The organism is Salinicola sp. RZ23, from assembly GCF_003206675.1.
In the GTDB taxonomy this organism is placed as follows: domain Bacteria; phylum Pseudomonadota; class Gammaproteobacteria; order Pseudomonadales; family Halomonadaceae; genus Salinicola; species Salinicola endophyticus.
Window position 1 is genome coordinate 20,679 of sequence record NZ_PZJK01000015.1, and the last position, 22,316, is coordinate 42,994.

Consider the following 22,316-nt stretch of genomic DNA (forward strand, 5'->3'; position numbering starts at 1 on the left):
CATGTTCGAACCAACCATCTTTGAGCCAACCAAGCCGTGCCGGCCGGCGCCCGGGCGCTACCTGCCACCGAGAGGGAACACTGTGTCACACGCATCAGCGATGATCACCGACAACATCGAGGCCTACCTGAGGGTGCACGAGCGCAAGGGGCTCCTGCGCTTCATCACCTGCGGCAGCGTCGACGATGGCAAGTCGACCCTGATCGGTCGCCTGCTGCACGACGCCAGGATGATTTTCGAGGACCAACTGGCGGCGGTGGCGCGGGACTCCAAGCGCTGTGGCACCACCGGTGAGCGCATGGACCTGGCGCTGCTGGTCGACGGCCTGCAGGCGGAGCGCGAGCAGGGCATCACCATCGATGTCGCCTACCGTTTCTTCTCCACCGACAAGCGCAAGTTCATCATCGCCGACACCCCGGGACACGAGCAGTACACCCGCAACATGGTCACCGGGGCTTCCACCGCAGACCTGGCGGTGATCCTGATCGATGCCCGCCTTGGGGTGCAGGCGCAGACCCGTCGGCACAGCTTTCTGTGCGACCTGCTGGGCATCCGCCATCTGGTGGTGGCGGTCAACAAGATGGACCTGGTTGGCTACTCCCGCGAACGTTTCGAGGAGATCGTCGAGGCGTACCGCCACTTCGCTACTAGGCTGGCGGCCACGGATATCCGTTTCGTGCCGCTCTCCGCGCTGGAGGGTGACAACGTCGTCGACCCCAGCGAGCGCATGCCGTGGTATCAGCTCGGTGGCCAGCGCGGCCCGGCGTTGCTGCCGCTGCTCGAGCAGATCGATATCACCACCCCGGCGCCGTTCGAGGCGCTGCGCTTTCCGGTGCAGTACGTCAATCGTCCCAACCCTCACTTCCGTGGCTACTGCGGCACCCTGGCCGCCGGCACCCTGCGTCCGGGGGATGCGGTGCGCGTGCTGCCGTCGCGGCGGCGCGCCAGGGTGGCGCGCCTCGTCACCACCGATGGTGATCTCGAGATCGCCTATCCAGGCCAGTCGATCACCGTGACCCTCGACGCTGAGGTCGACGTCTCGCGCGGTGACATGCTGGTGGCGGAAGCGTCGGAGCTGACGCCGTGCAGCGCCTTCAGCGCGGATCTGGTGTGGCTGCACGAGACGCCGCTGGCGCTGGGCCACGAGTACGAGCTCAAGGCGGCGACCCGTAGCGTCTGCGCGCGGGTGGTGCGACTGCAGCATCAGGTCGACGTCGACACCCTGGCGCACATGCCCACGCAGCAGCTCGCGCTCAACGGGATCGCGCGCTGCCAGATCGAGGTGGATCAGCCGCTGGTGCTGGACAGCTATCAGCGCTCCCCGGGCACCGGCGCCTTCGTGCTGATCGATCGCTTCAACCACTTGACCGTCGCCGCCGGCATGGTCGTCGACACCCTTAGCGCGGCCAATCTGGTGTGGCACGACATGGCGGTGACCCAGCGTCGCCGCGCCGAGCGTCACCGTCAGAAGCCTTGCGTGGTGTGGTTCACCGGACTCTCCGGGGCCGGCAAGTCGAGTGTCGCCGATGCGCTCGAGCGCCAGCTCTTCGGCATGGGCCACAGCACCTATCTGCTCGATGGCGACAACCTGCGCCATGGCCTCTGCAGCGATCTGGGCTTCGGCGACCACGAGCGCCTGGAAAACATGCGCCGGGTCGGCGAGGTGGCTCGGCTGATGGTCGACGCCGGAATGATCGTGCTGGTCGCGCTGATCTCCCCCTTCCGCCAGGAGCGCCAGCGGGTGCGCGAGCGGATGGCGCCGGGCGAGTTCATCGAAGTGTTCGTCAATACCCCGCTCGAGGTGTGCGAGCGACGTGACCCCAAGGGGCTCTATCGCCGCGCACGGGCAGGGGAGATCGCCCAGTTCACCGGCATCAGCTCACCCTACGAAGCGCCCCAGCACCCCGAGCTCGAGATCGATACCTCGCACGATGACCTGGCGCTGACGGTCGCCGGGCTGATCGCCGCGTTGCGGCGCGAGGGCGTCATTTGAACCGTTGTTCGATGTGTTCCCGCTGGCCGGGCGGCCGGCGGGCCAGGCAGGACAAGCAGGAGGATAACCCGCATGCAGCACCCGAAGCGCGTACGCAGACCCCAGACGCGAGCCCGCAGCCAGACGCGAGGCCGCAGACAACCACCGGTGTGGCTGGCCGCCGCCCTGGTGCTGGCCACCGGCCTGGCCGGCTGTGCTGCGCCGGGCGGCCGTTCCGGCGCCACCGACACCCTGGCGATGGCGGATGCCACGCCGGCAGGGCCGGCCCTGAGCGCCTTTCTCGAGCGCGCGCCGGATGGCGCCGTGACCACGCTGGCGGCGTCGCCCTGGGGCGGCAACGTCACCGTCTACGCGCGTGAGCGCTACTTCGCCGCCAGCGGCCATGAGTGCCTGCGGCTCGATGTGAGTCGTGGGGCGGTACCTGCGGCGCTGGGCAGCGGCGAGGTGGCCTGCCGGGTCGCCGCCCGCGGCTGGTACACCCAGCGGCTGGTGACCGAGGTGGTGCGCTAGCCAGCGCCGCCGCCGCAGCGAGCCGCCGCTACGGGCCGCGGTCACGCTGCGCGGCCAATAACCGAGCCGCAGCCGGGCGCCTTGAGCCCCCGCGCCGGCCGACAACGAGTCTAGGGCAGGAACACAACATGAAGCGCGCAGCATGGATTTCCCGGGCAATGTGCCTGGTGGCGGTAGCGTGGCTGAACGCCGGCGCGGCACACGCGCAGTCGATCGGCGTCGACAGCAGTTCGCTGCTCGGCAGTGATGCCGAGGCGCAGCCGCTGACCGCGTCCGATTCGGGCGCGGCCAGCGGCGAAGAGATTCCGCGGGCCGACTGGGACAGTGGCACCTATGGGCCGATCGATCCGCGCACCCAGGCGCCGGTCGACCCGGAGTCGCTGCCGCCGTTCGGCGCCAACCTGTTCACCGGTGGCTTCCGCGGCACCATGGCCGATGGCCTCAACCCGGCCTACCTGATCAAGCCGGGTGACCAGATCACCATTCGGGTATGGGGTGGGGTGGAACTCGACCGGGTGCTGGTGGTGGACGCCCAGGGCAACATCTTCCTGCCGCGGATCGGGCCGCTGCAGGTCCAGGGCATCTCCAATGCCCAGCTCAACGCCAAGGTGCGCGGCGCGGTCAAGTCGGTCTATCCCGAGAACGTCAGCGTCTATACCAATCTGCAGGGCGTGCAGCCGGTGGGCGTGTTCGTGACCGGCTATGTCAACAGCCCGGGCCGCTACGCCGGGACGCCCAACGACTCGGTACTCTACTTCCTCGATCAGGCCGGCGGCATCGACCAGGCGCTGGGCAGTTATCGCCGGGTGCTGATCAAGCGCGGCAGCCGGGTGATCGACGTGGTCGATCTGTATGACTTCCTGCTCAACGGCGAGATCGCACGGCCCCAGTTCCGCGATGGCGACACCCTGGTGGTGGAGGCGCGGGGTCCGGCGATCAGTGTGGTCGGGGACGTGCAGAAGAACTATCGCTACGAGCTGGTGGGCGACAGCCTGACCGGGCAGGACGTGCTCGACTTGGCGCGGCTCAAGGCCGGCGTCTCGCATGTGCTGCTGCGCGGGAGCCGCCCCGAGGGGCCGTTATCGCGCTACCTGCCGCTGGCCGCCTTCCGCGCCGCCCAGGTTCGGCGTGGTGACGAGGTGCTGTTCAGCGCCGATCAGCGCGACGAGACCATCGTGGTGCAGGTCGAAGGCAGTTACTACGGCCCCTCGCGCTATGCGCTGCCGCGCAATGCCAAGCTGGGCGAGCTGCTCAACGCGATCAGCGTGCCGCGGGACATGACCAGCTATCGCGATGTCTCGATCCGGCGGATCAGCGTCGCCCGCCAGCAGGCGGCGTCACTCAAGGAGAGCCTGCGCCGGCTCGAGACCACCTATCTCGGTTACCCCTCGCGTACCGCCAAGGAGGGCGAAATCCAGGTGCGCCAGGCAGAGCTGATCGAGCGCTTCGTGCAGAAGGCGGCGCAGGTCAAGCCCAACGGCCGGCTGGTGGTGGCGCGCGACAGCGGGGTCGCCGATATCCGCCTGCAGGATGGCGATATCGTCACCATCCCGGAGAGCACCGATTCGGTGCTGCTCAGCGGTGAGGTGGTGATTCCGCAGGCGCTGGTGTTCACCTCCGGGATGAGTGCCGGCGACTATATCCGCCTGGCCGGTGGGTTCACCCCGCGCGCCGACGAGGACCAGGTGCTGGTGGTGCATCGCAACGGTGCGGTGATGCACGCCGACCAGACCCGCATGCGCGCCGGCGACGAGATCATCGTGCTGCCCGCGGCGCCGACCAGCAACATCGAGCTGGCGGCGAGCATCACCCAGATCCTCTACCAGGTCGCGGTGGCGACCAAAGTGGCGCTCGATCTATGAGCGCCGCCGCGAGAGGAGGGCGGGCGCATGGCTGACTCCCTACTTCCGGTCGCCGGAGCGCGCCGTCGCGGTGCCTGGCGGGTGGCCCGCAGCGTGTGGTTCGCGATGTTCATGCGCGAGGCGATCTCGCGCACCATGGCCGACCGCATGGGCTGGTTCTGGATGATCTTCGAACCGCTGGCGATCATCGGCGTGATGGTCTCGATCCGCGGACTGTTCATGTCGGGCAGCGAGATCTCCGGCGCCGACCACGTGCCGTGGATGATCGTCGGGTTGATGGGCTTCGGACTGTTCCGCGAGAACATGATGCGTGCGCTGGGGGCGATCGACGCCAACAAGGGGTTGTTCGCCTACCGCCAGGTCAAGCCAGTCGATACCGTGCTGGTGCGCTGCTTCCTGGAGGGCATGCTCAAGTCCTTCCTGTTCCTGATGTTCATGCTGATCGGCAACCTGCTCCAGTTCGAGCTGATGCCGGACCACCCCCTCGGTGTGCTGCTCGACTGGCTGTCGCTGTGGGCGCTGGGGTGGGGCGCGGGGCTGACGGTCTCGGTGCTCGGCGACCTGGTGCCGGAGTTCGGCCGCGTGGTGCGCATCCTCAACCTGCCGCTGCTGCTGCTCTCGGGCGTGATCCTGCCGGTGATGTACGTGCCTTACCCCTACCGCGACTACCTGCTGTGGAATCCGCTGGTCCACGGTCTGGAGAGCATGCGGGTCGCGTTCTTCCCCGGCTATCACACCCTCGACGATATCGACATGACCTACCTCTGGTTCTGGGCGCTGTCGCTGCTGGCGCTGGGTCTGCTGCTGCACATCCGTTTCGCCGCCAAGTTGAAAGCGCACTAGCGCGGAGGAGCGAGCCATGATCGATATCCGTCATCTCTACAAGCGCTATCACAACCACCATGGCAGCCAGTGGGTGCTCGAGGACATCAACCTGAGCATTCCCGCCGGGGTCAGCGTCGGCCTGCTGGGGCGCAACGGTGCCGGCAAGTCGACCCTGCTGCGGCTGATCGGCGGCATGGACACCCCGGATCGCGGCGAGATCGTGCGCGCCAGCCGGGTCTCCTGGCCGATCGGTCTGGCCGGCGGCTTCCAGGGCTCGATGACCGGGCGCCAGAACGTCAAGTTCGTCGCCCGGATCCACGGTGCCGATGACGAGATCGAGGAGATCATCGCGGCGGTGGAGAGCTTCGCCGACATCGGCCGCGCCTTCGACGAGCCGATCAAGACCTACTCATCGGGGATGCGCTCGCGGCTCGCCTTCGGGCTGTCGCTGGCCTTCGACTTCGATGTCTATCTCTCCGACGAGGCCACGGCGGTGGGCGACCGCCACTTCAAGCAGAAGGCGAGCGAGGCGTTCAAGGCGCGCATCGGCCGGGCCAGCCTGATCATGGTTTCTCACGGCGAGGGCGTGCTGCGTGAGTTCTGCCAGGCCGGGATTCTGCTCGACCGCGGCCGCGCGTTCTGGTTCGACGAGATAGAGGACGCGATCGAGGCCTACCACAGCGCCGGTGACGGCTACGTCCCGCCGCGGTTGGCCACACCCCGCAATCTGGAGGAGGCCAAGCAGGCGCTGGCCGAGGCCAATGCGCGCTTCGACGCCGCCCGGGAAGCCCTCGATGCCGCCGGCGACAGCGCCGCGGGGACGGCGGAACCCCCCGAGGAGACCCTGCGCTGGCGGCTCGACGATGCCCGCGAACGCGTCCATGAGGCGCGTCGCCAGGTGCAGCAGTTCACCGCCCGCAAAGGGCGCAAGCGTGCAGCTCGGGGCCCGGACAGGCCGCCGAAGAACACCTCCCACGACAAGACCTCAGCAAAGGCGAAACGGTCATGAAGAAGCCGCTCTCTGTACGCAAATACCTGCACTGGATCCTGTGCTTCGTGGCGATCGCCGTGGTCTCCGCCTACTGGGCGCTATGGGCCAGCGACCGCTATGTCTCCCACGCCAACGTGGTGCTCGAGAGCCCGCAGATAGCCGCCCCCACGCTCAGCTTCAGCTCGCTGCTCAGCGGCAGCAGCGCCGGCAACACCGCCGACATGCTGCTGCTGCGTGACTACCTGCGCTCGGTGGACATGCTCAAGCTGCTGATCACCCAGGCCGACTTTCGCCAGCACTACGCCAACGCCGGCGCCGACTACTTCAGCGCCCTGGACGACGAGAACGCGCCGCTGGAGGCGCTCCATGACTACTACCTCAAGCGGGTCTCGGTGGAGCTCGACGACTATGCCGGGGTCCTGCGCATCGACGTCGAGGCGTTCACCCCGCAGGAGGCGCACCGTATCGCCGAGCTGCTGCTGAAAGATGGTGAGCGTCACATGAACGAGATGGGGCAGCGGCTGGCCCAGGAGCAGGTCAAGTTCCTGGAGAAGCAGGTGACCGTGCTCGAGAAGCAGTTCCAGCAAACCCGTAATGACCTGCTCGACTACCAGAACGCCAATGGCCTGGTGTCGCCCACCGGCACCGTAGAGAGCCTGGAATCGGTGGTCTCGGGGCTGGAGGGGCAGCTGGCCATCGCCAAGGCGCGCAAGCGGGCGCTGGCCAGCTATCAGAGCACCCGTTCGCCGGAGATGGTGCGCATCGAGAGCGAGATCTCTGCGCTCGACAACCAGATCGTGCAGGAGCGTGAACGCCTGGCGCGTCAGTCCGGCAATGCCCTCAACCGTATCTCCTCTGAGTACCAGACCCTGCTGCTCAAGGCGCAGTTCGCCCAGGACAGCTACTCGGGTGCGCTGGCGGCGCTGGAGAACACTCGCATCGAAGCGGCACGCAAGCTCAAGCAGGTCTCGGTGCTGCAGGAGCCGACCCTGCCGGAGTACCCCGAACAGCCCGAGCGGCTCTACAACTCGGTGGTGTTCGCGGTGATCGCCCTGTTCCTCACTTTGATTCTCAACATGCTGATTCTGATCGTGAAAGACCATCGCGACTGATGCCGTGTGCGCTCCCGGCGGGTTCCGCCGGCGGGCGTCACGCATCCCCAGGCACCTAAACGGCGCCCCGGCGCGCCCATGAGAACGAGAACACGACCATGAACGAATCCACCGATACCACCTCCGCCAAGACATTCCTGGTCACCGGCGGCGCGGGCTTCATCGGCTCCGCGGTGATCCGTGAGCTGATCCGCGCAACGCCGCACCGCGTGGTCAACGTCGACAAGCTGACCTACGCCGGCAACCCGGAGTCGCTGGCGCCGATCGATGACAGCGAGCGCTACGAGTTTCGGCTCGGCGATATCTGCGATGCCAAGGTGATGGCGCGGCTGTTCCGCGAGCTGGCCCCGGACGTGGTCATGCATCTGGCCGCGGAGAGCCATGTCGACCGCTCCATCGATGGCCCGGCGGCGTTCATCGAGACCAACGTGGTGGGCACCTACACGCTGCTGGAGACGGCGCGCCAGTACTGGAAGGAGCTCAAGGGGCGTGACCCGGACAAGGCGGCGGCATTCCGCTTCCACCATATCTCCACCGATGAGGTCTACGGCGATCTCCACGGCGTCGACGACCTGTTCACCGAGTGCACCCCCTATGCGCCGAGCTCGCCCTACTCGGCCAGCAAGGCGAGCTCCGACCACCTGGTGCGGGCGTGGCAGCGCACCTTCGACCTGCCCACGCTGGTCACCAACTGCTCCAACAACTACGGGCCCTATCACTTCCCCGAGAAGCTGATCCCACTGACCATTCTCAACGCCCTCGCTGGACGGCCGCTGCCGGTCTATGGCGATGGCCTGCAGGTGCGCGACTGGCTCTACGTCGAGGACCACGCGCGGGCGCTGATCCAGGTCGCGACCGAAGGGGTGGTGGGCGAGACCTACAACATCGGCGGGCACAACGAGAAGACCAACATCGAGGTGGTGCGCACGATCTGTGCGCTGCTCGAGGAGCTGGCACCGACCAAACCGGCGGGGGTGGCGCACTACGCGGATCTGATCACCTTCGTCAGCGATCGCCCCGGCCACGACCAGCGCTACGCCATCGATGCCAGCAAGATCCAGCGCGAGCTGGGTTGGCAGCCCCGCGAGACCTTCGACAGCGGGCTGCGCAAGACGGTGCGCTGGTTCCTCGACAACGAAATCTGGTGGCGGCGGGTCCAGAACGGCAGCTATCAGGGCGAACGCCTGGGGGAGACCGCATGACACTGCTGATCCTGGGGGGCAGTGGCCAGGTCGGTTTCGAGCTGCGTCGGCAGCTGGCCCCGCTGGGCGAGATCGTCGCCCCTAGCCGGGCCGAGCTCGACCTGATGAGCGCGGCCAAGGTGGCTGCGGCCCTCGATACCCTGCGGCCGACGGTGATCGTCAATGCCGCCGCCTGGACCGCGGTCGACGCCGCCGAAAAAGAGCGCGACGCGGCGCAGCGGCTCAATGCCGAGCTGCCGGCGCAGCTGGCGGACTTCGCCGCCGGCGGTGGCTGCGAACTGCTGCACTACAGCTCCGACTACGTCTATCCCGGCAGCGGCGAGGCCCCCTGGCAGGAGAGCAGTGCCACCGGCCCGCTCGGACACTACGGCGCGACCAAGCTGGCCGGTGACGAGGCGCTGCTGACCACCGCACCGGAGGCGCTGATCCTGCGCACCAGTTGGGTCTACGCCGCACGCGGGCGCAACTTCCTCGACACCATGCTGCGCCTGGGCGCCGAGCGCGAGCGGCTCGGCGTGGTCGCCGACCAGATCGGGGCGCCGACGCCGGCGCGGCTGATCGCCACGCTGTCGCTGCTGGCGCTGCGGGCGCGCCGGGCAGGGCGTCTGGCGGGCGGGGTCTACCACCTGGCGACCCGCGGCGAGACCAGCTGGCACGGTTTCGCCCGCGAGATCTTCGCCCTGGCCCGCGCCCGCGGCGTGCCCCTGGCGCTGGCCGACGACCAGGCGGTGGCTGCCATCGCCACCGCCGACTATCCGACCCCGGCGGCGCGTCCGCTCAATTCTCGCCTGGCGCTCGACAAGCTGGAGCGCGCCCTCGACGTGCGCCTGCCGGACTGGCGTACGCAGCTGGCGCTGACGCTCGACGAGCGCCTGGGCTGAGGCGACGCGCGTTTCCTTCCGCTCTTTTCGATGCCGCTGACCCCGGCGTCACGCTGGCACCGGCGTCACGGTGCGATCCAACGATTCGTCGGCCATACCGACAGGGAGTTCTACCATGGCACGCAAGGGCATCATTCTCGCCGGCGGTTCCGGCACACGGCTGCACCCGATCACGCAGGGCATCTCCAAGCAGCTGTTGCCGGTCTACGACAAGCCGATGATCTACTACCCGATCTCGGTGCTGATGCTGGCCGGCATCCGCGACATCCTGATCATCTCGACCCCGGACGACCTGCCCCAGTACCGTAATCTACTGGGGGACGGCGAGCAGTTCGGGGTGCGCTTCGACTACGCCGTGCAGCCCTCGCCGGACGGCCTGGCGCAGGCGTTCCTGATCGGCGAGACCTTTCTCGGCAACGACCCGGTGTGTCTGGTGCTCGGCGACAACCTGTTCCACGGTCAGCACTTCTCGGATCAGTTGAAGCGCGCCTCGGCGCGGGAGCGCGGCGCCACCGTATTCGGCTATCTGGTCAAGGACCCGGAGCGCTTCGGCGTGGTCGAGTTCGACCCCGACGGGCGGGCGCTGTCGATCGAGGAGAAGCCGATCCGGCCGCGCTCGCCCTACGCGGTGACCGGTCTCTACTTCTACGACAACGACATCGTCGAGATCGCCAAGAACGTCAAACCCTCGGCCCGCGGCGAACTCGAGATCACCTGCGTCAACAACGCCTATCTCGAGCGCGGAGACCTGCAGGTCGAGCGCCTCGGCCGCGGCTTCGCCTGGCTCGACACCGGCACCCACGACAGCCTGCTCGAAGCGGGGCAGTACGTGCAGACCATCGAACACCGTCAGGGGCTGAAGGTGGCCTGTCTCGAGGAGATCGCCTGGAACCAGGGCTGGATCGACGAGCGCCAGCTGGCGGCGCGCGCCGAGGCGCTGAAGAAGACCGGCTATGGCCAGTATCTGATGCAGCGGCTACAGGACGCGCAGCCGGGTTCGGTGGCTTAGTTGCCAGGTCCGCTCCCGACAACCGAAAGCCGAGTTCGGCGCCCCAGGACCCGAGAGCCGATCGCGGGGCCTGCGCCGGAGCGTCGTTCACCGATCACTATCCATCGATGGCCATCTATATAGAAGAGGGGAGTGCGCACCATGATCTACGAGCGCCTGGCGATTCCCGATGTCGTGCTGATGACGCCGCAGGTATTCGGCGACTCACGCGGCTTCTTTCTCGAGTCCTTCCGCCATAGCGAATTCGTGACCCAATGTGGCGACTACCGCTTCGTGCAGGACAACCACAGCTGCTCGGGCCGCGGCATCCTGCGCGGCCTGCACTATCAGCTCGAGCACCCGCAGGGCAAGCTGGTCCGCGTCACCCGCGGCGAGGTGTTCGATGTCGCGGTGGATCTACGCCGCAGCTCGCCCACCTTCGGGCGCTGGGTCGGGGCGCTGCTGAGCGCCGACAACAAGCAGCAGCTATGGGTGCCGCCGGGCTTCGCCCACGGCTTCTACGTCACCACCGAGGTGGCGGAGTTCCAGTACAAGTGTACCGACTACTACGCCCCCGGCGACGAGTATGGCCTGGCCTGGAACGATCCGGCGCTGGCCATCGACTGGCCGCTGGTGGAGGCCGCGCCGGTGCTCTCGGCCAAGGATGCCGAGGCCAGCTCGCTCGCCGAGGCGCCCACCTTCGCCTGATCCGGCGGGGCTCTCGTCTCCTCGATGCCCTCACCACGCCGCCCATCACGCGGACCGCTCCGGTGCGGTTGGTGGGCCTGTTGGCAGGGAGGCGTTTTCCCGAGGCTCCTGCACGACCGCCTGGTCTGTACATCTTTGCTGAACATCTTTGCTGAACATCTTTGCTGAACGTCTTTCCTGAACGCCTTTCCTGGACGCCTTTCCTGAAAGTCTCTGCTGACCGTCTTACCCGCGCCTTGCGCACTTTTCCAAGAGGATGCATGTCGATGAAAATTACCGTATTCGGCACCGGCTACGTTGGCCTGGTGACCGGCGCCTGTCTCGCCGACGTGGGCCACAGCGTGGTCTGTGTGGATATCGACGAAGACAAGATCGCGCGCCTGCGCCGCGGCGAGATCCCTATCTACGAGCCCGGACTGGAGTCGATGGTGCTGCGCAATGTCGAAGCCGAGCGGCTCGCCTTCACCACCGATGCCGCCCAGGCGGTGCGCCACGGGGTACTGCAGTTCATCGCCGTGGGCACGCCGCCGGATGAGGATGGCAGCGCCGACCTGCAGTACGTGCTGGCGGTGGCTGCGACCATTGGCCACCACATGGAGGAGTACAAGGTGGTGGTTGACAAGTCGACCGTACCGGTGGGTACCGCCGACCGCGTACAGGAGCGCATCAGCGGCGTGCTCGCCGAGCGCGGCGTCGAGCTGGCGTTCGACGTCTGCTCCAATCCGGAGTTCCTGAAAGAGGGCTCGGCGCTGGAGGACTTCACCCGCGGCGCGCGGATCGTGGTCGGGTCGGCGGCGGCGCGAGTCGACGAGCTGATGCGCGAGTGCTACGCCCCCTATAACCGCAACCACGAGAAGATGATGTTCATGAGCGTGCGCGCGGCGGAGCTGACCAAGTACGCCGCCAACGCCATGCTGGCGACCAAGATCAGCTTCATGAACGAGATCGCCAATCTGGCCGAGCGCCTGGGGGCGGATATCGAGGACGTGCGCCGCGGCATCGGCTCCGACCCGCGCATCGGCTACCACTTCATCTATCCCGGCTGCGGCTATGGGGGCTCCTGCTTCCCCAAGGACGTGCAGGCGCTGTCGCGCACCGCGGCCAAGGTCGGCTACAACGCCGAGCTGCTGGAGGCGGTGGAGGCGGTCAACCGACGCCAGAAGACGACTCTGTTCGACAAGCTCTCCGTGGCGTTCGGCGGCGATCTGCAGGGCAAGACCATTGCCCTGTGGGGGCTCGCCTTCAAGCCGGAGACCGATGATATGCGCGACGCGCCCAGTCGCACGCTGATGGAATCGCTGTGGTCGTCCGGAGCGGTGGTACAGGCCTACGACCCGGAGGCGATGCGCGAGTGCCGGCGGATCTATGGCGAGCGCGATGACCTTATCCTGGTCGCCGATCGGGTGCAGGCGGTCAGAAAGGCCGATGCGCTGGTGATCTGCACCGAGTGGAAGGAGTTCCGCACCCTGGATGCGGCCTGGATTCGCGACCAGCTGCGCCATCCGGTGGTGGTCGATGGCCGCAACCTCTACGAACCCGAGGTCATGCGTTCTGCGGGTATCGACTACTACGCAGTCGGGCGCGGCAAGACCCTCGCCGAGGTGACGGCATGAGCGGGGCCCGCGCTGGCGGGCCCCAGATCGGAAAGCGCCGTTCGAACGGCGCCTTCTCATCTAACGAGTGTGAGTTCGCTTGATCCGCATTCCGCTCATATCGATGAGTAAAACCATCTTCTACTCGAACGGGGGCGAGATTATTCTGGAGGCCATGAAATAGCACCTCTTCTTGATGGCGAAAATGCCACCTTGGGTGAATGGCTGGCACTAGATATTATCGCGTGTTACCTGAGCCCATAGCATGCCATGAATGGTTGTTGTAGGGAGGCATGATAGCGGAAAGGTGTTGTGGCTCTCTGCTGAAGTGGCCGATGTGTTGCAGCGCTAGCGGCCAGCATATGTTCGGTAATGGTATCTAGAAGGTTTCTGGAAAAGCCGCTGAAGATTATCAGGGATAACTGGCGGCAAGCGCGTGAGCACCGCATGACAGTCTGGATACGAAGCGATGACGGCACCCTCAGTGTGTTGTGGCCAGGCGCTTGCCTGCCGTTTGGGTTTTGTTTTTAAGTTGTTGAATAATAATATCTTTTTGAGTTTGTGGTGACGGCCTGCAGCGTGGATGTGAGCGAGTGAGGGCGCCTGATACCACCGTGACAGCATGGCCATTGCGCCGTTCATCATTAGTGAAATTTCGGTAATACGGTCAGCGACAATGCCAGTCTTCGATATCTGTTGCGGCTGTTTTGCGTAGATGTCGTATGACAATGACCTGGATCATTTTCCATCGCGAAGGCAATGTTTTTCGGGGTGGCGGTGCGCCTCGATCGTGCGGGTGTCGATATCGGTAACGTCATTGTCGAGAGTTTGTGTCGAAAGATTGAAGAGACTGATTGATCGCAAGCTGGGCGTCTGCCGTGGCGCCGATAGTTCGGCTTTCTGGGTGGCGGCAGGTTATCTCTTCCAGTGCAGAAAAGCCGTCTTTATTAGCGCAGAGAGGCTGTCTGTTTTAACGCTTGAAAGTATCAATAAAGCCAGTAGCAAGAGTTTGATGAAGCTCATCGCCGTGACGCTGTGGCCAGTGATCCGGCAGGGATCGAACGACGACGCACCATTCGGGCGACGCCAAGGGGATAGTTCATGCAAGCCAAGAGTCGGGCACTCCACGACTTCGGATCGACCTTTCTCGGTCCGGCACTCCATTGCTACGCGGAGTCCATCGAGGCCGAGGCAGAGGGGCACCTGCCGGTCTGTCTGGCGCGGGAGGGCTGGTGCTTCTATCGGCTGCTGCAGCGCCTCGAGCGGGCCTCGCTGATCTCGCTGCCCCATGCGCCGATCTATCTGCGCGTCTCTCGCACGCTGCTGTTCCGCGCCATGCTCGGCGATCCGGCGATCATGCCGATGGCGCTGGGCAACGATTTCAGTGGCAGCGTACTCGACCTGATGCGCAAGCGCTTCGGCCTGCAGCTGCACGAGATCTTCTCCACGTTGCCGATCGAGCTGCTGCGTTTCACCTGTGAGCTGCCGCGGGACCAGGCGCTGGTGCAGCAGTGGCTGGCACCGCACATGGCGGCGTTGGCCCGTCTGGTGGAACCGACCCGCGAGGCGCTGCGCGCCTACCTGAGGCAGTGCGGTCTCGACGACCCCGACATGCGTCCGCTGATGCTCGACCTGGGCTACTCGGGGACGATTCAGAAGGTGCTCACGCATGTCCTGGGGCGCGATACCTCGGGGCTCTACTTCATCGCCACCAAGCCGGGCGACGCCGCGGTGGGGACGCACCACGCCCATCTGAAGGGGGTCTTCCACGAGGGCGTGGGCTGGCGCAACGGTTGCGTGATGCTCGACCGCTCGCTGCTGTTCGAGTCACTGCTGACCGCGCCGCACGGCCAGATGGTCGATATCCGCCAGAAGCACGACGGCGGTTTCGAGTACTTCTACGGCCGCGAGGCCGCCACCCAGCGCCACTTCCAGGATCTCAAGATGGTCTTCGATGGCGCGATCGATCATGTCATCGACTGCCGCCGCCATGGGGTGAGCTACACCCGGCGCGACGTGCAGGACCTCTACGAGGTCTTCGCCACGCGACCCAACTGCATCCCGCACGACGTCTGGCACCTGTTCAGCGTCGATGACGACATTACCGGCAACGGCATCATCAATCCGATGCAAATGTTCGCGATCTGAACCAGGGCAAGGGGCATCTCATGAAACCAGAGGGAAAAGTGACGGCGCTGTTGCCATGGCTGTTCCAGGCGCATCTGCTGGGGCGCGCGCGCCGGCGGCGGCCTGCTCTCGAGGATCCGGAGCTGGTGGTCGACGCGCCGGCGCTCGAGCCTGATCCGGCGCTGGTCGACATGGCCGCGTCGATGGTCAGTGGCGATGTGGTCCCGGTGGATGCGGTGACCGCCACCAGCGCCGAGGATGCCGAAGCGCTGAGCGAGCGCCAGCCGGCCAACGAGGAGTTGCCGCTGGGCCAGGCGGGCGGCGGCGATGGCCACGCTGCGCTGATCAGTCAGGCCTTCATCGATGCGCTGAGCACCGGGCTGTTCGATCCCAAGTGGTATCAGGCCACCTATGGCCTGCGCTTCGCCACCCAGCGCGAAGCCTTCGACGACTATCTGCGCAAGTCGCGCTTCGCCCCGGTGAACCCGTCGCCACGCTTCGACAGCGAAACCTACCACCGCATGTACATGGACGTGTTCCACGCCCAGCAGAGCCCGCTGCAGCACTATCTGCTGCATGGACGCAGCGAGGGGCGGCAGCACGCGCCGGCCACGGTGCGCTGGCACCCGCGCCAGATCGTGACGTCCAGCGTGGTGCTGGGAGAGGCGGCATCGACGCTCAAGGTGGCGCTGTGTCTGCATGTCTTCTATGCCGACTTCCTCGATCGCTTCGCCGAGGCGATCGCGCGTTTCCCGATCGAAGTGGACGTGTTCCTGACGCTGGCGGCGGCGGAGCACGAGGAGAAGGCCCAGGCGGCGTTCGCCGAGCATCCGCGGGTGCGGGCGCTGCACACCCGAGTGGTGCCCAATCGTGGGCGCAACTTCGGCCCGATGCTGGTGGAGTTCGGACCCCAGTTGGGGGAGTACGACCTGCTGTGCCATCTGCACTCGAAGAAGTCGCTCTACTCCGGCAAGGAGCAGACCCAGTGGGCGGAGTATCTGATCGAGTATCTGCTGCGCGATGTCTCGGTGATCACGCGCCTGCTCAACGCCTTCGCCGAAGACGAGAGTCTGGGGCTCTACTACCCGACGACCTTCTGGATGATGCCGGCCTGGGTCAATCACCAGACCATGAACAAGGGTTTCATGCAGACGTGGCAGCGCGAGCTGGGGCTGGGGCCGATCCCCGATTTTCTCAGCTATCCCGCCGGCGGGATGTTCTGGGCACGCCCCCAGGCCCTGCGTGGCGTGATCGATCGCGGCTGGGCCTACGACGATTTTCCGCCGGAGCCGCTGCCCAACGACAACTCGATGCTGCACGCGCTGGAGCGGGTACTCGGCCCGCTGGTCGAGCACCGGGGCTATCGTCAGCTCTTCTTCTATCCCCCGACCGGGCAGTTCACCACCGATTCGGGCTACATCACCGCCAGCTATCACGGGCGGCTGAGTAACCACCTGGCAAGCATCCAGGCTCACTCCTACATCAGCTTCGATGTCTTCGACACCCTGGTGCGGCGCGAATACATGGTCGCCGACTACGCCAAGCTCAAGCTCGGCAAGCAGCTCGCCGAGCAGGGCCGGGTCGTCTCGGCACGCGCCTTCGTCAAGCTGCGCAACGAGGCCGAGGCGAGCCTGCGCCAGCGCGCCAATTTCCAGGGCGACGTCGACATCGTGGCGATCTACGACGAAATCGCCGAGCGCCTGGAGGTCTCGCCGGCCCAGGCCCAGGCGTGGATGCGTCAGGAGTTCGAACTCGACCTGGAGATGATCCGGCCCAAGGACGAGATGGTCGAGCTGTTCAACCATCTGGCGGCCTCCGGGCACGTGCTGTGGGTGATTTCGGATACCTACTACACCCGCGATCAGGTCGGCCTGATGCTGCGCAAGGCCGGCGTTTCCGCAGCCTACCGGCTGATGGTGTCGAGCGCGGAGCAGGCGCGCAAGGACAACGGCAGTCTATGGCACAAGGTCAAGCAGGACCTGGCCGCCGAGGGTGTCCAGCGCCATCTGCACATCGGCGACAACGTGGTCGCGGACGCTCAGATGCCGGGCGACCTGGGCCTGACGACCTTCCATATCCTGCACCCCCGCGACAAGTGGCGCGCACTCGGCTTCCCCGAGGTGCTGGTCGGTGACGAGGCACTGGACGAGGGCGAGATCCTCAAGTGGGGCCGGCTGATCAGTGAAGTCGGTCGCAACCCTTTCATCGGCGAATGACGACCGCGGGCCGGGGAGACCCGGCGCGACGCTGGACGGAGGTTCATGGTTGAGATGATGGCACGCAGAGACCCGGCGGTGAGTTACCGCCATGCGATGGTGGCGATCGTCAAGAACGAGCGCGAGTACCTGCCCGAGTGGGTCGCTTACCACCGCATGATCGGCTTCGAGCACTTCTATATCGCCGACAACGGCAGCGATGACGGCACCGATCTGCTGCTGGCGAGCTGGCAGCGACTGGGCCTGGTGACCACCTGCCGCTGGACGCCGGAGGACAAGGCGCAGACCAGCTGGTACGCGCACGTCCTGGAAACCTGGGGGCGCGAGGCGGAGTTCATGGCGTTTCTCGACGCCGACGAGTTCCTGGTCCATCCGCACTGCGATCGGCCGCTGGAGTGGCTCGCCACGGTGCTGGCGCCGGCGGACGTGGGGGCGGTGGCGATCAACTGGCGCATCTTCGGCTCTTCGCACATGCAGCGACGCCAGCCCGGTGGCGTGCTGGAGCGCTTCACCCAGGCCAGCCACGAGGCGCATGCCGTCAACTGCCACTTCAAGTCGATCGTCAGGCCGCAGCGAGTCAAGGCGATGACCGCGCATGCGGCGACCCTGGAGCCGGGCTATCGCTACGTCGGCGCCGGCGGCGATCCGGTGGCGTTCCTCGACGATCAGCCGCGCTCGGGGCGGACCCGGGAGGTGATCGCGTCTCCGCTGAAGATCTATCACTACAACATCAAGTCGCGCCAGGAGTTCATCGACACCAAGCTCAGCCGCGGGCGTGCCAACATGCCCGCCGGCAACACCCGCGACATGCAATATTTCCGCAACCACGACCTCAACCAGGAGACCCTGGGCTTCTCGTCGGAGCTGCTGGCGCGCCTGCGCGAAGAGACCCGCCTGCTGCTGCCGGTGGTGACCCCGCCGCCGCCGCCGCGCTTCTTCGTTCATATCCCCAAGACCGCCGGCACCAGCTTTCGTCTCGGTGCCCGCCACCAGCTGGGTAGCGAGGGCGTCTGGCACGACTACGGCGAGAAGCAGCGCGAGACCGCCCCGGAGGTGGTGCTGTGGGCGCATCAGCGGCGTGACAACTGGCAGCTGTGGCAGTGTCTGCGCGAGCGCCAGGTGCGCCTGCTGGCAGGCCACGTGGGCATGGACAAGTACGGCCATCTGGCTGGCCTGCGTGACAGTTTCACCTTCGTGCGCGAGCCGCTGCAGCGTATCGCCTCGGAGTATCACCATTTCGTGCGCCACCACCAGTACCGCGACAGCTTCCAGACCTTCTACCGGCGGCAGGACATGATCAACCGGCAGGCGCGTTTTCTCGAGTCGACCCGGCTCGAAGCGCTGGGCATGGTCGGCATCACTGAGCGCTACGCCGACTCGCTGGCGCTGATCAACGACCGCTACGGCTGGCAGATACCGGGTCTGGCGGAGAATCTGGGCCACGCGTCGGTGAGCCACGTCTATCCCATCGACCCCGCCGACGAAGCCGCGCTACGCGAGCTCAACGCGAGCGACTTCAGTCTCTACGAGCAGGCCCTGGCGCTGTTCGAGACGCGTCTGGCGCTGTGGCGCGAGGGTCGGCCCTACGCCCATGGCGGCGTGCAGCAGTGTCAGCCGGACCGGGTGGTGGGGTGGGCCTGGTGGGCGATCGATGACTATCCGGTCGAGGTGGAGGTGCGCGTCAACGACAAGCGCGTCGGCTGCTGCGTGGCCAGCGGGCTGCGGCCGGGCTTCCTGCGCTGGGGCGCGCCGCGCGCCGCCCAGGTCGGCTTTCATCTGCCGCTCAAGGCGGCCCCCGGTGACCGGGTGGAGTGTCGTGTACTGCTGACCGGGCAGTCGCTGGGGTGCTGTCAGATCGCGGTCGACGAATGCCTGTCGCAGGCGCTGGCGCCGTGATGCTGCGCCCGCTGAGCTCGCCCGCGCCGCTGGCGCCGGTACCGGCCTCCTGGGGCTGGCTCAAGCGCACCACTCGCCTGGTCTGCCAGCCGCGGCTGCTGCCGCTGTCCGGGCTCGAGGCACTGGCACCGGCGTCGCGCCACGCCTGGCGGGCGCTCGACGATGACCCCCAGTTCCTGTGGCGGCGCCAACTGCCGCTGCCCGGCTGGCACATGCTCGAAGTACGCCTGGATCACGATGGCGCCAGCGCCGCGGTCAAGCTCTATTTCGATACCGGCGACGGCTTCGACGAGGCGCACAGCCTCTATCTGGCGCTGCGCGCCGGGCGCGTCTCCAAGCGGCTGTGCTATATCCCGCCGACCCTGCGTGCGATCCGTTTCGACCCGCTGGAAAGCGCCGGGGAGTTCAGCGTCGAGCATCTGCGTCTGGTCTGGCTGACCCCGGGGTTTGCCCATGAGCGGCTCGCCCAGCGGTTGACCAACCTGCACCCGGACTGGCTGCAGACCCCTCGGCAGCAGCTGATCGGGGCACTCAAGCAGCGTGCGAGCGAGCGTGGGGTGGCATGGCGCGAGCTGGCGCTGGCGCAGTACGAGGCGACCTTCGCCCGGACCTGCCCCAGCGCCAGCTACCGGGCCTGGCTCGATCGCCACCCCACGCCGGCGGCGGCGGAGATCGCCGCGCGTCTGGCTGCCTTCACCTGGACGCCGACGATCTCGGTGCTGCTGCCGACGCATGACACCGAGCCCGCGTACCTGAAGCGCTGTCTCGACTCGGTGCTCGCGCAGAGCTACCCCCACTGGCAGCTGTGCATCGCCGACGACGCCTCGCGCGATCCGCAGGTGATCCAGACGCTGTCGCGCTACGCCGCCGCGGAGGCGCGCATCGCGCTGGTACAGCGGGAGCACAACGGGCATATCTGTGCCGCCAGCAACAGCGCCCTGGCGCTGGCCCAGGGCGAGTTCGTGGCGCTGCTCGACCACGACGACGAGCTGGCCCGGGATGCGCTCTTCCATATCGCCGAAGCACTGCAGCGCCAGCCCGACGCCGACGTGCTCTACAGCGACGAGGACAAGATCGACGAGCGCGGCGAGCGCTTCGATCCCCACTTCAAGCCGGCGTGGAACCCGGATCTGCTGCTGGGCCAGAACTATTTGTCGCATCTGAGCGTGTTCCGCACCGCTCGGGTGCGGGCGCTGGGCGGTTTCCGCCTCGGCCTGGAGGGCAGCCAGGACCACGACCTGGCACTGCGCTGCACTCGGGGGCTTAGCGCTGGACGCATCGTCCACGTGCCCCAGGTGCTCTATCACTGGCGCGCTGTCGGCACCTCGACCGCCGGTGCGGCCGCGGCCAAGACCTATACCGGGGCCGCCGGGCTGCGCGCGGTGCGCGAGCATCTGGCCCTCGAGACCCCGGCGGTGCGGATCGAGGCGGGACGCTTCCCCAATACCTATCGGGTGCACTGGCCGCTGCCGCAGCCGGCACCGCTGGTCAGCCTGCTGGTGCCGACCCGCGACCGGGTCGAGATTCTCGAACCCTGTGTGAGGGCACTGCTGGAGCGCACTGACTATCCCAACCTCGAGCTGCTGATCCTCGACAACGATTCACGCGATCCCGCCACCCTCGACTTCTTCACCGCGATCGCCGCCGACCCGCGGGTGCGGGTACTGCGCTGTCCGGGGCCGTTCAACTACTCGGCGCTCAACAATGTCGGTGCGGCGCAGGCCCGCGGGGCGCTGCTGGCTCTGGTCAACAACGACATCGAGCCGATGCATCCGGAGTGGCTCACGGAGATGGTCACCCACGCCTGTCGCCCCGAGATCGGTTGCGTCGGCGCCAAGCTCTACTACCCCAACGGCACCATCCAGCACGCCGGTGTGGTACTCGGCGTGGGCGGTGTGGCGGGGCACGCGCACAAGTATTTCAGTGGGCATCAGCCGGGCTACTTCTCGCGCCTGCACCTGGCCCAGAACTACTCCGCGGTGACCGCCGCCTGCCTGGTGGTGCGCCGCGAGATATTCACTGCCGTCGGCGGTCTCGACGCGGCCCACCTGGCGGTGGCGTTCAACGATGTCGATTTCTGCCTGCGGGTGCGCGACGCCGGTTACCGCAATCTATGGACGCCGTTTGCCGAGCTCTACCACCACGAGTCGATCTCGCGCGGCAGCGACGACACCCAGGCCAAGCGCGCGCGGGCGGCCAGCGAAGCCCAGTACATGCGTCGCCGCTGGGGGGCGAGTCTGTTCACGGACCCGGCTTACCACCCGCACCTGACCCTGACCCATGAGGATTTTTCGCTGCGCTGAAACCGGCCACGGGCGTGGCCGAGAAGGCGAGCGAATGCCGTGTCTTCTTCACGCCGAGACGACGTCGACCCGGGTGTCGTCACCGCTGATCTTTCCACCCTGACGACAGGAAGCCGAACATGCATACCGAGTTCACCGCCATCACCATGGTCAGAGGCGAGGAGGATGTGGTCTATGCCGCCTGCCTGCACCACCTGCGCCTGGGGTTCGACCGTCTGGTCGTGCTCAGCCATGTCGAGCACACCTTCCTGCGCGAATGCGTGGCGCGGCTGCGGGCACAGTTCCCCGACCGCGAGATCGGCTTCATCGAGATCGAGGACGAGCAGGGCTTCTCCAAGCGCAAGGCCGACTATATCCAGGGGGCGCTGGAGATCTATCTCAAGCGCGACTGCCACAACGTGGTCTACGGCTTCGACGCCGACGAGTTCCTGACCTTCAACCACGGGCGTGGGGTGAAGGCGTTCTTCGATGCCTTCTGCCAGCGCTTCTCCGGCGAGGAGAATCTCAAGCGGTTCTACTTCCGCGTGCCCTGGATCAACGTGATCTGCAAGACCCCGATCCCGCCCCAGCCCGACCTCCACGGGCGACTGCTGGATGCCGAGTACTGGTCGCTGGGCGAGCAGGCATCAGATACCAAGGCGCTGTGTCTCTACCGCCAGTCCCATCGCCTGCACATGGGCTACCACTGGCTGATGGCCAAGAGCGATCAGAGCGTGCTCGAGCCGGATGCCGAGGCGACCGCCTTCGCCCGCGAGTGGGAGGCGTGCGTCTACCACCTGCCGCTGCGCAACGTCGAGCAGTTCTTCGCGCGTATCGGCAACTACGTCGCCAGCGCCGCCAAGCAGGAGAAGCACAACCGGCTGAGCCGCTTCTTCCTCGACAACCCGCACGTCAATCGCCAGCACTTCTTCGAGATGTGCGTGGCGCCGGAGCCGAGCTTCAAGGATTACGACGAACTCAAGCGCCACCTGGGCGCGGGGATCGACGAGATGGTGCTGATGGCCTTCACCAAGTTGATGGTCAAGCCGCGCCTGGACATTGGCCGCGCGCTACTCACACCGCCGGCCTGAACCGCGACCGGCGCGGCCATGCGGCCGCTGCCGGACTCGC

At 66.5% G+C, this 22,316-nt stretch carries 16 protein-coding genes; all 16 read left to right on the forward strand.

Translation table 11 applies throughout. The features are described from left to right. Positions 1–82 precede the first annotated feature (82 nt). The 16 genes from cysN to DOM67_RS14985 all read left to right on the forward strand — a co-directional run bounded on the left by cysN (position 83) and on the right by DOM67_RS14985 (position 22,276). Positions 83–1,993: a sulfate adenylyltransferase subunit CysN gene (cysN, locus tag DOM67_RS14910; RefSeq protein ID WP_110677334.1), complete on the forward strand. Its 1,911-nt coding sequence runs from the start codon at positions 83–85 to the stop codon at positions 1,991–1,993. A gap of 72 nt (positions 1,994–2,065) precedes the next feature. Beyond that, positions 2,066–2,503 carry a DVU3141 family protein gene (locus DOM67_RS14915; protein ID WP_110677335.1) on the forward strand — a complete coding sequence of 146 codons (438 nt, stop codon included), beginning with the start codon at positions 2,066–2,068 and terminating at the stop codon, positions 2,501–2,503. 128 nt (positions 2,504–2,631) lie between these two features. After that, positions 2,632–4,365, forward strand: a complete 1,734-nt coding sequence (locus DOM67_RS14920) for a polysaccharide biosynthesis/export family protein (RefSeq protein WP_110677337.1) — start codon at positions 2,632–2,634, stop codon at positions 4,363–4,365. A gap of 27 nt (positions 4,366–4,392) precedes the next feature. After that, positions 4,393–5,208, forward strand: coding sequence for an ABC transporter permease (locus DOM67_RS14925; RefSeq protein ID WP_188115133.1), 816 nt, complete (start codon positions 4,393–4,395; stop codon positions 5,206–5,208). A gap of 16 nt (positions 5,209–5,224) precedes the next feature. Beyond that, entirely contained in the window at positions 5,225–6,199 is a 975-nt protein-coding gene (locus DOM67_RS14930) for an ABC transporter ATP-binding protein (protein ID WP_110677338.1), read from the forward strand. Beyond that, positions 6,196–7,293, forward strand: a complete 1,098-nt coding sequence (locus DOM67_RS14935; protein ID WP_110677340.1) for a chain-length determining protein — start codon at positions 6,196–6,198, stop codon at positions 7,291–7,293. The genes DOM67_RS14930 and DOM67_RS14935 overlap by 4 nt, the downstream gene beginning before the upstream one ends. A 98-nt stretch (positions 7,294–7,391) precedes the next feature. After that, positions 7,392–8,495, forward strand: a complete 1,104-nt coding sequence (gene rfbB, locus DOM67_RS14940; RefSeq protein WP_110677341.1) for a dTDP-glucose 4,6-dehydratase — start codon at positions 7,392–7,394, stop codon at positions 8,493–8,495. Continuing rightward, positions 8,492–9,376, forward strand: coding sequence for a dTDP-4-dehydrorhamnose reductase (gene rfbD / locus DOM67_RS14945; protein WP_110677343.1), 885 nt, complete (start codon positions 8,492–8,494; stop codon positions 9,374–9,376). The genes rfbB and rfbD overlap by 4 nt, the downstream gene beginning before the upstream one ends. Before the next feature lie 115 nt (positions 9,377–9,491). Further along, positions 9,492–10,385: a glucose-1-phosphate thymidylyltransferase RfbA gene (gene rfbA, locus DOM67_RS14950; protein WP_110677345.1), complete on the forward strand. Its 894-nt coding sequence runs from the start codon at positions 9,492–9,494 to the stop codon at positions 10,383–10,385. Positions 10,386–10,526: 141 nt separating this feature from the next. Next, on the forward strand, positions 10,527–11,072 hold the full coding sequence (gene rfbC / locus DOM67_RS14955; protein ID WP_110677347.1) for a dTDP-4-dehydrorhamnose 3,5-epimerase: 546 nt from the start codon (positions 10,527–10,529) through the stop codon (positions 11,070–11,072). Between the two features lie 266 nt (positions 11,073–11,338). Next, positions 11,339–12,685 carry a UDP-glucose/GDP-mannose dehydrogenase family protein gene (locus DOM67_RS14960; protein ID WP_110677349.1) on the forward strand — a complete coding sequence of 449 codons (1,347 nt, stop codon included), beginning with the start codon at positions 11,339–11,341 and terminating at the stop codon, positions 12,683–12,685. A gap of 1,080 nt (positions 12,686–13,765) precedes the next feature. After that, entirely contained in the window at positions 13,766–14,812 is a 1,047-nt protein-coding gene (locus tag DOM67_RS14965) for an HAD family hydrolase (RefSeq protein ID WP_110677351.1), read from the forward strand. Between the two features lie 20 nt (positions 14,813–14,832). Beyond that, positions 14,833–17,007 (forward strand): rhamnan synthesis F family protein, encoded by a 2,175-nt coding sequence (locus DOM67_RS14970; RefSeq protein WP_110677353.1) that lies wholly within the window; start codon positions 14,833–14,835, stop codon positions 17,005–17,007. Between the two features lie 54 nt (positions 17,008–17,061). After that, positions 17,062–18,903 (forward strand): glycosyltransferase family 2 protein, encoded by a 1,842-nt coding sequence (locus DOM67_RS14975; RefSeq protein ID WP_198651837.1) that lies wholly within the window; start codon positions 17,062–17,064, stop codon positions 18,901–18,903. Further along, complete coding sequence (locus tag DOM67_RS14980) at positions 18,903–21,206, forward strand: glycosyltransferase family 2 protein (protein ID WP_198651838.1); 2,304 nt, start codon at positions 18,903–18,905, stop codon at positions 21,204–21,206. Before DOM67_RS14975 ends, DOM67_RS14980 begins: the two co-directional genes overlap by 1 nt. A gap of 119 nt (positions 21,207–21,325) precedes the next feature. Further along, positions 21,326–22,276, forward strand: a complete 951-nt coding sequence (locus DOM67_RS14985; protein WP_110677359.1) for a glycosyltransferase family 2 protein — start codon at positions 21,326–21,328, stop codon at positions 22,274–22,276. The last annotated feature ends 40 nt before the right edge of the window (positions 22,277–22,316 follow it).

What these genes read in the sequence shown, in the direction of transcription:
- DOM67_RS14915 (WP_110677335.1), top strand. Translation starts at nt 2,066, where the DNA reads ATGCAGCACCCGAAGCGCGTACGCAGACCCCAGACGCGAGCCCGCAGC.
- DOM67_RS14920 (WP_110677337.1), top strand. Translation starts at nt 2,632, where the DNA reads ATGAAGCGCGCAGCATGGATTTCCCGGGCAATGTGCCTGGTGGCGGTA.
- DOM67_RS14925 (WP_188115133.1), top strand. Translation starts at nt 4,393, where the DNA reads ATGGCTGACTCCCTACTTCCGGTCGCCGGAGCGCGCCGTCGCGGTGCC.
- DOM67_RS14930 (WP_110677338.1), top strand. Translation starts at nt 5,225, where the DNA reads ATGATCGATATCCGTCATCTCTACAAGCGCTATCACAACCACCATGGC.
- DOM67_RS14935 (WP_110677340.1), top strand. Translation starts at nt 6,196, where the DNA reads ATGAAGAAGCCGCTCTCTGTACGCAAATACCTGCACTGGATCCTGTGC.
- rfbB (WP_110677341.1), top strand. Translation starts at nt 7,392, where the DNA reads ATGAACGAATCCACCGATACCACCTCCGCCAAGACATTCCTGGTCACC.
- rfbD (WP_110677343.1), top strand. Translation starts at nt 8,492, where the DNA reads ATGACACTGCTGATCCTGGGGGGCAGTGGCCAGGTCGGTTTCGAGCTG.
- rfbA (WP_110677345.1), top strand. Translation starts at nt 9,492, where the DNA reads ATGGCACGCAAGGGCATCATTCTCGCCGGCGGTTCCGGCACACGGCTG.
- rfbC (WP_110677347.1), top strand. Translation starts at nt 10,527, where the DNA reads ATGATCTACGAGCGCCTGGCGATTCCCGATGTCGTGCTGATGACGCCG.
- DOM67_RS14960 (WP_110677349.1), top strand. Translation starts at nt 11,339, where the DNA reads ATGAAAATTACCGTATTCGGCACCGGCTACGTTGGCCTGGTGACCGGC.
- DOM67_RS14965 (WP_110677351.1), top strand. Translation starts at nt 13,766, where the DNA reads ATGCAAGCCAAGAGTCGGGCACTCCACGACTTCGGATCGACCTTTCTC.
- DOM67_RS14970 (WP_110677353.1), top strand. Translation starts at nt 14,833, where the DNA reads ATGAAACCAGAGGGAAAAGTGACGGCGCTGTTGCCATGGCTGTTCCAG.
- DOM67_RS14975 (WP_198651837.1), top strand. Translation starts at nt 17,062, where the DNA reads ATGATGGCACGCAGAGACCCGGCGGTGAGTTACCGCCATGCGATGGTG.
- DOM67_RS14980 (WP_198651838.1), top strand. Translation starts at nt 18,903, where the DNA reads ATGCTGCGCCCGCTGAGCTCGCCCGCGCCGCTGGCGCCGGTACCGGCC.
- DOM67_RS14985 (WP_110677359.1), top strand. Translation starts at nt 21,326, where the DNA reads ATGCATACCGAGTTCACCGCCATCACCATGGTCAGAGGCGAGGAGGAT.